We start from the raw sequence: 12,260 nt of genomic DNA on the forward strand, positions 1-12,260 counted from the left end.
CGAACGACGTCGTCGAGCGGCGACGCCTGCGGGTTCAGGATTTTCAGGGAATTCGGGGTTAACCCACGGCTTTCAGCATAAAGCGGAAGGTCGTGCCTTTGCCCAAAACGCTGTCATAGCCGATGCTCCCGCCATGCGCTTCGACAATGCGCCGCGAGATCGACAGGCCCAACCCCGTGCCCTGAAACTTGCGCTGATCACTGGAGTCGATCTGCCCGAATTCCTCGAACACCGTGGTTTCGCTGCCAGCGGGGATGCCGATGCCCTGATCGCGGACCGACAGTTCCAGATTTGCCCCGACGCGCCGCAACGACACGCGCACAAAATCACCTGTGTCAGAGAACTTGGCGGCGTTCGACAGCAAGTTGTTGATAACCTGGTCCAGCCGCTTCTTGTCGCCGTGCACATAGTGCTTGTCCAAGCGGACATCGCATTCGACCTTTACGCCCAAACCGCCCGCATAGGACTGGAACGATTGCACGGCACCAAGCACCACTTCGCCAAGGTCGGTCTTGGCCATGTTAAGGCTCAGCTTGCCGGCGTCGGAGGTCTGCAAAAGCAACAAATCACCCACGAGATCATTCAGCCGGTTGCTGTTGCGTCCCGCCATATCCAGCAGTCGCGCCATATTGTCGGGAGGCGCGCCCAGACGGCCGGAATTGATGATATCCAGCGATCCCTTGATAGAGGTAAGCGGCGTGCGCAATTCGTGACTGACCGTGGCCAGAAACCGCGTTTTGGCCTCGTTGGCGGCCAAGGCGTGTTTATGCTCAATCTGCAAGGCATGCCTGCTTTTCAGCGAGGCCGAGTAGCCTTTCAAAAAGCTCCGCGCCAACTCGACGATAAAGCCCAAAACAAACAGCACCGTAAACAGGTTTAGCCAGAGTTCGGAGTGGATTGGCGGGCGTTCGATCCACACATCCCTGATCGGGATGAACAGAATTGCGCCGATATAGATCGTAAGCCGGACGGCCAGAATTGGGATGAACTGGTGATTGTTCATGGCAGCAAAGATCGACGCGGAAACCAGCAGAAACAGCGGCAGAAAATGGTTGCCGTCGGTGCCTTGCTGGATTGCAATCGCGATGCAGAACAGGGCGACCGTGGTCGCGCTCAGGAACGTCACAACACCGGTATGAATAAGGGCGGTGCGAACATTGATCGGGTTTGCCGAAGTCGACAACCGAATGCGGCGCAGCACTAAAGTATCGTAGAGTTCAGAAGCAAGGATCAAAGCAAAAAAGATGATCGCAACACTCTGGTCATAATAGAAACCGGCGAAGAACAGCGATGTGGTATAGATCGCCGCACGCTGTGGAAACGCTCTTTGGCCTGCGCGCGCATAGTCCTTCAGTCGAGATACACTCGAATGGTCCCGTGACGGTAAGTCAGGGTGGCTCTGTGCGACAAAGGTTCGCGGAATTTCCATTCAGATGTGGTCCTATTGGCCAGTGTGCGGGGTCGTGTTGCAGCAATTTGGCAACGGTACCAATATGAAAGCTGAATATGGTGCAAAGATGGCAAAAGAGGGGCTGTAAAGCCTTTGTTAACCTTTTAGTTTTCTAGGAATGGTTGAAGTCAGGTAACGAGTATGGGTTTCCACGGGTTAAAGACATCGCAGGCGTCACATTCTAGCCATTTTGCGGCGGGCAGCTTAGCAGAGGCCGCCAACAGTAAGCCTGTTGAACAGCCACCCGCCTTTGCCGCTAGAATCGAGGAAACCGTTGTCTATGTTGGCAATCAGCATCAGCATGGCCAGCTTTACACCGATCTTCTGAAGGCGCGCAAAGCCGTCTTTATCGACCAGAAGGCATGGGATTTGCCGCATACCGAAGGTATGGAATTCGACCAATACGACACCCCGCAGAGCCGGTCTGTGATCATCCATGAATACGGTCGTATCCTTGCGAGCGTGCGGCTTTTTCCGACCACGGCACAGTGTGGGTGCTACACCTATATGCTGAAAGATGCGCAGCGCGGGATGCTGCCCAATATCCCCGAATGGGTGCTACACGAGCGCGCGCCAGTCGCGCCCCATGTCTGGGAGGCGACGCGGCTTTTCCTGCTGCAAAACGGCTCGATCGAGCGGCGCTCCTATATCCAGCGCATGTTGCTCCGCGCGATGGCGCGTACAGCAGGGGACAACGGTGCCACGCATGTCATCGGGATCGTGCCGGCGGCTTTTCAGCGTTGGAACAGCCGTCACGGCCTCACCGCGCTGCCCATGGGGCCAAAGATGCGCATCGGTGACGACTATAACCAAGCTGCCATCATGAGCGTTGCCCACTTTCTCAACGCCTAAAGCCGGTCGAGAACTGCTGCTGATAAAGCGGTGAAACACGCAAAACATCCTGTAAGCCAAGCGCGGGACGGGCGCTCTGTACATATTCGAATATGTATATAGTGTCTGTTCAAACGACTGGTAATAAGGACCGTTTGAATGAAACTCACGCCTAGCATTGCAGCGCTCATTGCTTTGATCGCCACCGGGGCCGCCGCTGATGAAGACATCTCCGATCAGTATCCCACCTCACTGCTCTACGCCAAGCCGGTCGAGTTCATTCCGGGTGTCTGGTCCGCGACCGGGGCCACCGCGCCACCGACTTATGAAAACGCCGGTCATAACAACAACCTCAGTTTTATCGTGACAGGTGACGGGGTTGTGGTGATCAATGCAGGCGCCAGCGTGGGGCTGGCCAAGGCTCTGCACGACGAAATCAAGGAAGCGACCGACCAGCCGGTCAAACTGGTGATTGATGAAAACGGTCAGGGCCATGCGATGCTGGGCAACAGCTATTGGGTCGATCTAGGGATCCCGGTGGTGGCCCATGTTGATGCTGCCCGCGCGTTTGAAGAGGATGGCAGTGCATCTTTCCGCGCCGGTGAAAACCTGCTGTCGGACAGGTTTGAAGGTACGCGCCTCCAAGGTCCGACCGAGACCTTCGACGACGTCTATAACGTACCTTTTGGCGATTTCCCGATTGAGGCCCGCTATCTTGGGCCAGCCCATAGCGCGGGCGATATCGTTGTCTTTCTGCCCGAGCAAAAGCTGGTCATTTCCGGCGATATGGCGTTCCACGAGCGGATGCTGCCGGTCTTTCCCGATACTGATACCCAAGGTTGGGTCGAAACGTGGGAAACCGCGTTCGAGCCGCTGGGCGCGACCTATGTCATCCCCGGCCATGGTCACCCGACCAATATGGCTCAGGTCCGCCTCTATACCCACGATTACCTCGTTTATCTGCGCGAAAAGATCGCGGCGCATCTGGAGGAGGGCGGCGGTTTGGCAGAGGCTTATTACGTCGACCAAACTCCCTATGCGCATCTCAACACTTTTGACGAACTTGCGACCAAGAATGCGGGTCGGGTCTTTGAGCAGATGGAGTTTGAATAGAGGTCGGCAAAGGGCTGTGCTTTTCATTGCTAAAAGTGCCACCGAGCTTCTCGGGCCAATTGCCATAGGTTCGCCATTGGTGTCTCTGTGTGTCTGAGGGTGCCGCTGCGCACGTTCCAGCACATGGAGCCGCAATGATAGATCCGACCCCAACCGAGATTTTGTCCGACCTTCTCAATCGCTATGAGGGGACAGTCGCTGTGGAGGCTTGGGGCGAAACCTCGTTGTTTTACAATCCGGGCAAGCTGCTGCCCCGTGGCGTTTATTTTGCGACGATAAAGCAGAAGGACGGCGCAAATGATCAGGCTTCGCATCTGGATCGGGAGGGCGTGTTCCGGCTGAATGCAGGCACCAGCAAGGCGCTTTTCCGCGACATGTTCGGCCCGCCACCTGTGCGTCCCGCCAAGGGCTGTGCTGTAGTTGGGCCATGGGACTTCACCAAACTAAACACCCCTACGCCGCATCCGGTCTATGGCTGGATGAGCTGGATCGCCGTGCTGGACCCCACGGCAGATACATTGGAGACGCTGCGCCCAGCGATCGATGCTGCTTATGAAAAGGCGGTTACGTCCTTCGGTAAACGGACATCCTGAATCGCTATTCAAATTGTAACTTATCGTATCCGAACTGATAGGTCGCAGCAGTGCGGGCATGCCAAAACCTGCTCATTTCGCACAGCAAAGGCTGGCGGGAGTGTTGGAAGAGGTGGTACCCTTTTGCAAAATGGTCAATCTAGCCGTCATGGCGCGGCGTTGATCCGGCCCTCGAACACGAAAGCTCATGCGAGATGACACGGGACTATTCCCAATTTCTGCCAAACGCGGGCACTGGCAAAGCGCCCGAACGTGCCCGATCACGGTTGGAAATTCTCGGCTGGAAACCGTTCTTTAGCCAGCAAGCCAGCATCGAAGATCTTGCCGCGACCCCGCCCGTGCGCGTGGTTGAGGTGCACCGGACCAAGCTACATGTCATGGGCGAGGGCCTTGATCTGACCATCCCCCCCGGACCGGATGCGACCGTGGGGGACTGGCTGCTATACGATCCGCTCAATCCCTCCGAGAGCAAAGTGCTGGAGCGTACGAGCAAGTTCGAACGGCGCGCGCCGGGACACGATCGTACAACCCAACTGATTGCCGCCAATGTGGACACGGTCTTCATCGTGTCCTCTCTCAACCGCGAATTTAACGTGGCACGGCTGGAACGCTATGTCGCTTTGGCGTTCGAGGCCGAAGTGACGCCAGTGATCCTGCTGACGAAACCCGACCTCTGCGCCGACCCCGCGCCTTTTGTCGATCAGGCCAATACCATCTCAAATCGTGTCTTGGTCGAGGTCATCAATGCCAAAAGCGATGAGCCGCTGACCAAGCTCGCGCCTTGGTGCAAACCGGGGCAGACGATTGCGTTTCTCGGCTCCTCCGGTGTCGGGAAATCGACGCTGGTCAATGCGCTGTTTCAAGAAGGCGTCGCCGCCACGGCTGCGGTGCGCGAGGAGGACAGCAGGGGCCGTCACACCACCACGCGGCGACAGTTGCACTTCACCACCGAAGGCTGCGCAGTGCTCGATACGCCCGGCATGCGCGAGGTGCAGCTTACCGACGTGGAAGCGGGCATCGCGGGGCTTTTTGCCGATATTGTCGAACTTGCAGGCCAGTGCCGGTTTAACGATTGCGCCCATGAGACCGAGCCGGGATGCGCAGTGCGTGCAGCCCTCGATCGCGGCGAGATCGAGCTTGCCAGACTGGCAAGGTGGCGCAAGCTGGCGGCAGAGGAGAAGTTCAACAACACCTCGCTTTCGCGCCGGAAATCCGCCGATAAATCCCTTCATAAAACAATTAACTCAGTGCAGCAGAGAAACCGCAAGTGAAGGGTCTCTGGGGCTGAAGATCGACGATATAGAAAGTTCCACGCACCAGCGTCCTTGGTGAGGATGCCGCGCGTCTAAGGCTGTTCGGGCCGTTGTAAACGCGCCGACGCCCGCCCGACGGCCAAATGCAAAACCAGCGTCATAATCGCTAGGGCAAGCAGGCTCGCAAACATCAGATCGGTCTTGGCGCGACCGTTGGCGAGGAGCATCAAGTATCCCAATCCCTGCGAGGCCCCGACCCATTCCCCGATTACCGCGCCAATCGGTGCGTAAACCGCTGCGAGTTTCAGTCCCGTCCCTAGGGAAGGCAGGGCATGCGGTATTTTGATCCGGCGCATGGTCTGGAATTTCGTAGCCCCCATCGTCTTGGCCATATCGAGAATATCGGCAGGCACCCGAGTTAGACCGTCATAAAATGCCGATGTTACAGGAAAATAGATTATCAAAACGGCTATCACCACTTTTGACGCAAGACCGTAGCCGAACCAAAGTGTCAGGATGGGGGCAAGGGCAAAGACCGGTAGGGATTGTGTGAAAACCAGCAGGGGCATTACCATCCGGTGCGCCCGCGCAGACAGCGCCAAGAGCACCGCTGTCACAGTGCCCAAAATCGCGCCGACTGCCAATCCGGCCGCAACTTCGGTCGCCGTCACCAGCGAATGTTGGGTGATTAAAGCGCGGTTGATCCACGCGGCCTGCGCTACCCGCCAAGGCGAAGGCAAGATGAACGCGGGCACGTCGGTGAGCCAGATGACCCCTTGCCAGAGCAATGGGGCAAATAGCGCCACCATCAAAGCATATCTCACCCTGATCATCCTGTGCCCCGAAGATGCGCCAATAGGTCCGCTTGGCAGGCTATCGTCTGCGGCGCATATTGGTCGCGAACTGGCTTGGAAACCGGGGTTGGCCAGTGTTGAACGCCCCGGGGCTTCAGTACAATAATCCGGTGGCCCAGCCGGACGGCCTCGGCAGGGTCATGGGTGACCAGCAGGACCGTTTTTCCTTGCAACATTTCCGCTGCAAGCTCCTGCATATCGGCACGGGTGCTGGCATCTAATGCGGAGAACGGTTCGTCCAACAGGGCCACGGGGCGGTCCTCCATCAAGGTGCGTGCGAGCGCGGTGCGCTGGCGCATCCCGCCCGACAAAGCGCCCGGCTTTTTGTGCGTGTGGTCCCGCAGCCCGATGCGTGCCAACAGACGCTGCGCCCTGCCGATATCGGGCTGCTCACCGCGCAATTGCGCGCCAAGTACGGTGTTTTCAAGCACAGTTAACCACGGCAACAGCAGATCAGACTGCGCCATTAAGCTGACACGCCCCGCCAATGTCACCGCATCCGATACGTGCAGGCTGCCGTCGAAATCGCCTGCGCAATCAAGCCCCGCGATCACCCGCAACAAAGTCGATTTGCCAACGCCCGAGCGGCCCAGAATACAGGTCCATTGACCTGCGCCCAGAGTGATATCTACCGGTCCAAACAGAATTTCCGCACCGATACGATAAGATCCGCGCAGCCGGATCACGGGGGGCGTCACGCGCCGGTCATTGGGCGGTGACGTCAATGGCGATCTCGCTGACCGGATTGAGTGTGGGGATCAAACCCGCGTCGTACAAAAACGCCTCGAACCGGGCATAGCGGCCGACATCCATCGCCGTTGGGCGCAAGGCAAAGCGGGGCAGGGTCAGTGTCCATGCGCGCTTGTTAAGCGCGTCATTCAGCTCAGGCGCGGTGCCTGCGAAAACCTCCCAGCTTTCAACCGGATGATTGATGATGAACTGGGTGGCTTTTTCAGTGGCAGCTAGGAAGCGCCGGATCTTATCTGCATCCATAGTGTTCTTGTTGGCCACATAGATCAGTTCGTCATAGGGGGGTAGCCCCTCTTCCTCGACATAAAAACAACGCCCCGGCCTGCCTTCGATCTCCATTTGGGTCAGTTCGAAATTGCGAAATGCGCCGATCACGGCATCGACCTGACCCGACATCAGAGCGGGCGACATCGACCAGTTCACATTGACCATTTCGATGTCCGCAAGCTCCAGACCATGCGTAGCTAATATCTGTCCGAGCATGGCCTCTTCGATCCCGCCGACCGAAAAGCCGACCTTGCGTCCTTTCAGATCGGCAGGGCTTTGAACCGGCCCCTCGGCAAGAACCAGTAAACAGTTCAACGGTGTGGCGATTAATGTACCGACCCGCTGCAACGGCAGCCCTTCGTGGATTTGCAGATGCAGTTGCGGTTGATAGGAAATCGCCAGATCAGCCTGACCCGCAGCCACCATTTTGGGCGGAGAGGAGGGGTCGGCGGGGGCAATAACTTCCACTTCAAGGTTCTGCTCTGCGAAAAAGCCTTGTTCGCGGGCGATAATTACAGGGCCGTGGTCGGGGTTCACGAACCAGTCCAGCAACACGGTTATTTTATCTTGGGCCCAAGCAGGCGCGGCACAAAGCGACAGGGCTGCGGCAATGATCAAAGGTTTCATGCGGAGGGTTCTTTCAGGTTGGGGAAAAAGGGGGCGAAGTGATGGGTGGGGCCATGGCCCGTTCCGACATCCAAGGCATCCGCATTGGCGATTGCGCTCGCGACATAGGCTTTTGCGGCGGCAACTGCGTCGGGCAAGGCACGTCCCTTTGCGAGGTGCGCGGCAAGCGCCGAGGACAGCGTGCATCCTGTGCCGTGGGTGTTGGAAGTTGCCGTGCGGGGTGCCTCAAACCATCGCACCTCAGCAGCGGCGACCAAACAATCGGGGCTATCGGTTCCGCCCAAATGGCCGCCTTTCATGAGCACGGCGGCGGGACCGAGCGCGCAGAGCGCGCGCCCTTGCTCGACCATTTCGGCGCGGTTAGTGGCTGCGGTGGTGCCCAGCAAATGGGCAGCTTCGGGCAGGTTTGGCGTCAGCAGAGTAGCAAGCGGCAGCAACCGTGCGCGCAAGGCCGCTACGGCGTCAGGCTGCAAAAGCGGCGCGCCGCCCTTTGCGACCATGACGGGATCAAGAACCAGCGGGATTTTTGAATGCGCCTGCACTGCATCTGCCACTGCTGCCGCGATCCGAGCATTTGCGATCATCCCGACTTTGATCGCATCGACGCGGATGTCGGCAAAAATCGCTGCGATCTGCGCTTGCACAAATGCAGGTGGCACGAGGTGGATATCAGACACACTTTGCGTGTTTTGCGCAGTCAAAGCCGTGATGGCAGCCATGGCAAAGGCGCCATTGGCCGAAATTGCCTTGATATCCGCCTGAATACCCGCCCCACCGGACGGGTCGGACCCTGCGATGCTTAGAACGTTCGGGATCATATCTCACACTCCCGATTGCGCCGGGAAAAGGCACGGGCGGCGCTTTCTGGGTCAGCCGTCCCGCAGATCGCAGAGACGACGGCCATACCATCAGCACCACTGGCGCGGATTTCAGCGGCGTGCTCTGTTTTCAGGCCGCCGATCGCAACAGCAGGCAGCGCCGATACCTTGATCATCTGCGCCAATCCGGCAAAGCCTATAGGGGTTTTGTGATCTGACTTGGTTGCGGTGGCAAAAACCGGCCCGAGACCGAGATAATCAACCAAACCTGGATCGGCTACCGCGACGGCGCGGGCTGTTTCACAAGAAAGGCCGAGCATTTTGTCCGGCCCCAGAACCCCGCGCGCCTCGGCGACAGAAATATCGCCCTGACCGATATGCGCGCCATCGACATCCGCTTCACGCGCTGCGGTAACGTCGTCGTTAACCACAATCGGCACAGCGGAACCCGCCAATGCTTGTTTTAACGCGCGGGCCATCGCGACCCTTTCGGCGGTGGTCGCGTCCTTGTCACGCAGTTGCACCATTGTGACGCCCCCTGCGACGGCGCGGCGCACGGTCTCAACCAGACCCAAGCGGGAACACAGTTGAGGATCGGTCACCAGATAGAGCCGCAATTGGCTTCGATGAAACCGCATCAGGCGACGGCCTGTGCAAGGTCACGTGGCTGCGTGGCGGCGAGGGCGTCCAGAAACTGCACTTGAAAACTGCCCGGTCCCTTGGCGGTATGTGCCGCCGCCGATCCGGCCACTTTGAAATGCGCGAGGCAGGCAACTGCCGCATCAAAGGCGGGGCCAACAGCGGCATACCCGCCCATCAAGGCGGTCTGGGCACAGCCCAAAGCGGTGACCTGCGGCATCCATATCGACCCGCCCGATATCCGTGCCTGCTGCGTTCCGTCGGTGACGAAATCGACAGGTCCCGTGACGGAGATGACGGCGCCAAACTGATCTGCCAGCGCTCTTGCCGCAGCCTGTGCAGCCTCCACGCTATCGCCACTGTCGGCGCCTTTGCCCGCACCGACCTGACCCGACAGGGCGATAATCTCCGAAGCGTTTGCGCGGATGATTGTCGGACGCAAAGCCAGCAGGTTCTGCGCCGCCTTCCGGCGATAGCCAGAGATGAAATGTGCAACCGGATCAAGCACCCACGGGATGTCATTGTCCGCCGCCACGCGCGCTGCGGCGCTCATGCTGGCCAACCAAGGCGACGAGAGTGTGCCAATATTCACGGTCAAGGCGCCGCAGATTGCGGTAAACTCGGCGATCTCTTCCTCGGCGTGCACCATAGCCGGAGAGGCCCCCGCCGCCAAAACAACATTGGCGGCGATGTTCATCGCGACATAATTTGTCATGCAATGGACAAGCGGGTTTTGCGCGCGCAGCTTTGTCAGCATTTCTTGCGGGGTCATTTTGCTTCCTTTTCACAGCGGAAAAGGAGACAACGCATGCGCCAAAGAGAAACATACGACCTCCCTCCGCCAGCATTATCTGGTTCAGGTTCAAAGGGTACATCTCAGCTTTACAGCGCCCCTGGTTCGCTCAGGGGTAGTAGCATTTTATAGGCGCGTCAAACACGATAATTGTGTCAAACCCCTGAGGGTTCAAATCAGGGCGCGGCGTCGGAGCGCTAAAGTTTCGGCAAGACAACTTCGGCAGCTTCCAGCGCACCTTCCAGATAGCCGCCGAATTGTGGCGCGACTTCGGTGCCGCCAAACAGCAGCCTGTCATCCCACAATCCGGTCATTTCGCGCGGCAGCCCATAGGTCGGATGCGCGTAGAGCGGCGTTTGGTCGGCAGGGGTGGCGGTATGCGGGTCGAATGCCCAATCGGTCAGGTAAAGCTGCGCAGGCGCAGCCGCTTTTGGCCCGAATAGCCGCACAAGCTGGGCCTTGAGGTGGGTGCGGAGGGCCTGCTCATCCTTGCGCCCTTGCGGCGGCACACCAATAAAGCCGAACAGTGCAAAAGGCCCTGCATTGGCGGGGGACGCATCGTGGATCTCGACCATTGGACCGGAGCGGCTGGAGGCATCGCCGGACAATCCCGCCTCGCGCCAGAACGGTGTGTTATAGACCGCGACGGCCTTTGCATGCCCCGCCATCCATGTTGCAATTTCTTGCATTGCATGGATCGCTGGTGCGGGTAGGGCGGGTGTGAATTTGATCGTTGCCGCAAGTCTCGGCGGGATCGCCAGCACGACCTTTGCGGCACTGACGGTCTCACCGTTGGCAAGGGTCGCTGTGATGCGGCCCTTGGTTTGGATCAGCGCCGTCACTTGGGTATTCAAACGCTTGCGGACGTCAGGCACGCGATCCGCGAGGGCTTGGGTCAGCGCGCCAAGCCCGCCTTCCAACCGCCAAGACCCTTGCATCGAGGCAAATCCGCGCCCACGCTGGACACGGCCCTGCGGGTCTTCTGTCAGTTGGTCGCCACTGGCAAACTGGTCAAACTTCTTGAGCCCGAAACGGTCAATCAGCGCCGAAATGCGCGGCTGCCCCGGCCAGAACCAAGCAGGCCCCATGTCGAAAAAACCACCCTCGTTATGCTCGGTCTTAATCCGCCCGCCAAATCGAGCGCGCGCCTCGAGCAACAAATAGTCGCGACCCTGCGCCTCAAGCGCTTCGGCCAGTGCCAGACCCGCAAGCCCGCCGCCGATGACCAGCGTTTCAGTGCGAAGGGGTTCTTGCGTCAACGGTGTCTCTATTGTCATGTCTAAAATGGCCTTTTCCGTGTTAGGCGGTACATGTCGTTCAAACCTTTTCGGCCCATGTCAGGAAACAATGGAACAGTTCCTGTTGGGTCGAAACGCCCAGCTTTGCATAGGCGTTTTTGCGGTGGGTTTTGACTGTCGGCACGGTGATCCCAAGGGCGAGGCTGACCGACAAGTTCGAGTGGCCCTTGAGAACCAGTTGCAAAATCTCGGCTTCGCGCGGGGACAGACGGTCGCGGCCAAACAGTGCCAGAGGGCGGGCCACAGGGGGCGGGGCAACAGGCGCTCGGCGTGCCCAGAGTGCCACCTGTGCTGCATCAATCAGGGGTTTCATGCTGGCCAGAATACCAATCATCTCCGCCGAAAATCCGCCCTCTGCGCTGGGGCGGGCGAGGCTCAGCTCGGCCATCGCACCTTCAGGCAGCGCCGTGAGGATCGAAACCTCGGCCTGCCCTCGGGGCCAGCCAGTCGTCAGATAACCGATCTCCTCTGCCTTGGCAGGGGTGACGCCGCTTTCGCCAGCCGCCAGCCCCCAGTGATCGGGGGCCAGATCGGCCATGCGGTGAATGCCCGGGGCCAGCCCTTCGCGGATCGCGTTCCAGATCGGGTTGAGCAGATAGGTGCTGCTGACGTAGTGCTGTACCGCCGCCTTGGCCGTGGCACTGCTATAGCTGTCAGCGAGATAGGCGGGCGGCGCGTCCGGCATATTCACCACCGCCAACCCCGCCGTGACCGGCACCAAAGCTTGTGCGGCGCGCAACAGTGCCTCGGCCCCTTCCGCACCGGTAAATACGGCGGCGAGAGCGGCATTGGCGCGGGTTAGCGCGGGAAGGGGCGGGACGGTCATGGGGCGTCGATAGCAGAGGCGGTTGTGCAGCGCATCCTCCTTTGGGTGGATAGCGCCGCGCAGTTGGGCGCCCTATCATAAGCCAAGATAAAGGCTCTGATGGCTGGCAATCCGCATGCCCCCCTCACGCGGCACGCGAACTAGGAGA

Annotated in this window: 13 protein-coding genes and 1 riboswitch; of the genes, 4 read left to right on the forward strand and 9 right to left on the reverse strand. The window is 59.1% G+C overall.

Annotated features, from left to right (window positions below; all coding sequences use genetic code 11):
- Nucleotides 1-58 precede the first annotated feature (58 nt).
- On the reverse strand, nucleotides 59-1,429 hold the full coding sequence (locus BM174_RS12090) for a sensor histidine kinase (RefSeq protein ID WP_093924118.1): 1,371 nt from the start codon (nucleotides 1,427-1,429) through the stop codon (nucleotides 59-61).
- Nucleotides 1,430-1,591: 162 nt separating this feature from the next.
- Here BM174_RS12090 and BM174_RS12095 point away from each other — a divergent pair, with 162 nt between their 5' ends.
- The 4 genes from BM174_RS12095 to rsgA all read left to right on the forward strand — a co-directional run bounded on the left by BM174_RS12095 (nucleotide 1,592) and on the right by rsgA (nucleotide 5,258).
- Nucleotides 1,592-2,302: an acyl-homoserine-lactone synthase gene (locus BM174_RS12095; protein WP_093924119.1), complete on the forward strand. Its 711-nt coding sequence runs from the start codon at nucleotides 1,592-1,594 to the stop codon at nucleotides 2,300-2,302.
- A 138-nt stretch (nucleotides 2,303-2,440) separates the two neighbouring features.
- On the forward strand, nucleotides 2,441-3,394 hold the full coding sequence (locus BM174_RS12100) for an MBL fold metallo-hydrolase (protein WP_093924120.1): 954 nt from the start codon (nucleotides 2,441-2,443) through the stop codon (nucleotides 3,392-3,394).
- A 134-nt stretch (nucleotides 3,395-3,528) separates the two neighbouring features.
- A complete protein-coding gene (locus tag BM174_RS12105) occupies nucleotides 3,529-3,987 on the forward strand; it encodes a DUF6194 family protein (protein ID WP_093924121.1) in 459 nt (152 codons plus the stop codon).
- A gap of 194 nt (nucleotides 3,988-4,181) precedes the next feature.
- Nucleotides 4,182-5,258, forward strand: a complete 1,077-nt coding sequence (gene rsgA, locus BM174_RS12110; protein ID WP_093924122.1) for a ribosome small subunit-dependent GTPase A — start codon at nucleotides 4,182-4,184, stop codon at nucleotides 5,256-5,258.
- 74 nt (nucleotides 5,259-5,332) lie between these two features.
- Here the strand turns inward: rsgA and BM174_RS12115 are convergent, their stop codons facing one another.
- The 8 genes from BM174_RS12115 to BM174_RS12150 all read right to left on the reverse strand — a co-directional run bounded on the left by BM174_RS12115 (nucleotide 5,333) and on the right by BM174_RS12150 (nucleotide 12,112).
- A complete protein-coding gene (locus tag BM174_RS12115; protein ID WP_093924123.1) occupies nucleotides 5,333-6,073 on the reverse strand; it encodes an ABC transporter permease in 741 nt (246 codons plus the stop codon).
- The gene (locus tag BM174_RS12120) at nucleotides 6,070-6,792 is read right to left on the reverse strand and encodes an ABC transporter ATP-binding protein (protein WP_093924124.1); all 723 of its coding nucleotides are present in this window, start codon (nucleotides 6,790-6,792) and stop codon (nucleotides 6,070-6,072) included. The genes BM174_RS12115 and BM174_RS12120 overlap by 4 nt, the downstream gene beginning before the upstream one ends.
- A 7-nt stretch (nucleotides 6,793-6,799) precedes the next feature.
- Nucleotides 6,800-7,738, reverse strand: coding sequence for an ABC transporter substrate-binding protein (locus BM174_RS12125; RefSeq protein WP_093924125.1), 939 nt, complete (start codon nucleotides 7,736-7,738; stop codon nucleotides 6,800-6,802).
- The gene (gene thiD, locus BM174_RS12130) at nucleotides 7,735-8,556 is read right to left on the reverse strand and encodes a bifunctional hydroxymethylpyrimidine kinase/phosphomethylpyrimidine kinase (RefSeq protein WP_093924126.1); all 822 of its coding nucleotides are present in this window, start codon (nucleotides 8,554-8,556) and stop codon (nucleotides 7,735-7,737) included. The genes BM174_RS12125 and thiD overlap by 4 nt, the downstream gene beginning before the upstream one ends.
- Entirely contained in the window at nucleotides 8,553-9,194 is a 642-nt protein-coding gene (gene thiE, locus BM174_RS12135; RefSeq protein ID WP_093924127.1) for a thiamine phosphate synthase, read from the reverse strand. Before thiE ends, thiD begins: the two co-directional genes overlap by 4 nt.
- Nucleotides 9,194-9,967: a hydroxyethylthiazole kinase gene (thiM, locus tag BM174_RS12140; protein WP_093924128.1), complete on the reverse strand. Its 774-nt coding sequence runs from the start codon at nucleotides 9,965-9,967 to the stop codon at nucleotides 9,194-9,196. The genes thiE and thiM overlap by 1 nt, the downstream gene beginning before the upstream one ends.
- 44 nt (nucleotides 9,968-10,011) lie before the next feature.
- A riboswitch (TPP riboswitch) is annotated at nucleotides 10,012-10,100 on the reverse strand.
- An 85-nt stretch (nucleotides 10,101-10,185) separates the two neighbouring features.
- The gene (locus BM174_RS12145; protein ID WP_093924129.1) at nucleotides 10,186-11,265 is read right to left on the reverse strand and encodes a flavin monoamine oxidase family protein; all 1,080 of its coding nucleotides are present in this window, start codon (nucleotides 11,263-11,265) and stop codon (nucleotides 10,186-10,188) included.
- 40 nt (nucleotides 11,266-11,305) lie between these two features.
- Nucleotides 11,306-12,112 (reverse strand): helix-turn-helix transcriptional regulator, encoded by an 807-nt coding sequence (locus tag BM174_RS12150; protein ID WP_093924130.1) that lies wholly within the window; start codon nucleotides 12,110-12,112, stop codon nucleotides 11,306-11,308.
- Between the last annotated feature and the right edge of the window lie 148 nt (nucleotides 12,113-12,260).

Source organism: Sulfitobacter brevis, assembly GCF_900112755.1.
Classification (GTDB): domain Bacteria; phylum Pseudomonadota; class Alphaproteobacteria; order Rhodobacterales; family Rhodobacteraceae; genus Sulfitobacter; species Sulfitobacter brevis.

Excerpts from the sequence above, each read along its gene's own strand:
- BM174_RS12100 (WP_093924120.1), top strand. The coding sequence starts at position 2,441 with ATGAAACTCACGCCTAGCATTGCAGCGCTCATTGCTTTGATCGCCACC.
- thiE (WP_093924127.1), bottom strand. The coding sequence starts at position 9,194 with ATGCGGTTTCATCGAAGCCAATTGCGGCTCTATCTGGTGACCGATCCT.
- BM174_RS12150 (WP_093924130.1), bottom strand. The coding sequence starts at position 12,112 with ATGACCGTCCCGCCCCTTCCCGCGCTAACCCGCGCCAATGCCGCTCTC.
- BM174_RS12115 (WP_093924123.1), bottom strand. The coding sequence starts at position 6,073 with ATGATCAGGGTGAGATATGCTTTGATGGTGGCGCTATTTGCCCCATTG.
- BM174_RS12145 (WP_093924129.1), bottom strand. The coding sequence starts at position 11,265 with ATGACAATAGAGACACCGTTGACGCAAGAACCCCTTCGCACTGAAACG.
- thiM (WP_093924128.1), bottom strand. The coding sequence starts at position 9,967 with ATGACCCCGCAAGAAATGCTGACAAAGCTGCGCGCGCAAAACCCGCTT.
- BM174_RS12105 (WP_093924121.1), top strand. The coding sequence starts at position 3,529 with ATGATAGATCCGACCCCAACCGAGATTTTGTCCGACCTTCTCAATCGC.
- BM174_RS12090 (WP_093924118.1), bottom strand. The coding sequence starts at position 1,429 with ATGGAAATTCCGCGAACCTTTGTCGCACAGAGCCACCCTGACTTACCG.
- rsgA (WP_093924122.1), top strand. The coding sequence starts at position 4,182 with ATGACACGGGACTATTCCCAATTTCTGCCAAACGCGGGCACTGGCAAA.
- thiD (WP_093924126.1), bottom strand. The coding sequence starts at position 8,556 with ATGATCCCGAACGTTCTAAGCATCGCAGGGTCCGACCCGTCCGGTGGG.
- BM174_RS12125 (WP_093924125.1), bottom strand. The coding sequence starts at position 7,738 with ATGAAACCTTTGATCATTGCCGCAGCCCTGTCGCTTTGTGCCGCGCCT.
- BM174_RS12095 (WP_093924119.1), top strand. The coding sequence starts at position 1,592 with ATGGGTTTCCACGGGTTAAAGACATCGCAGGCGTCACATTCTAGCCAT.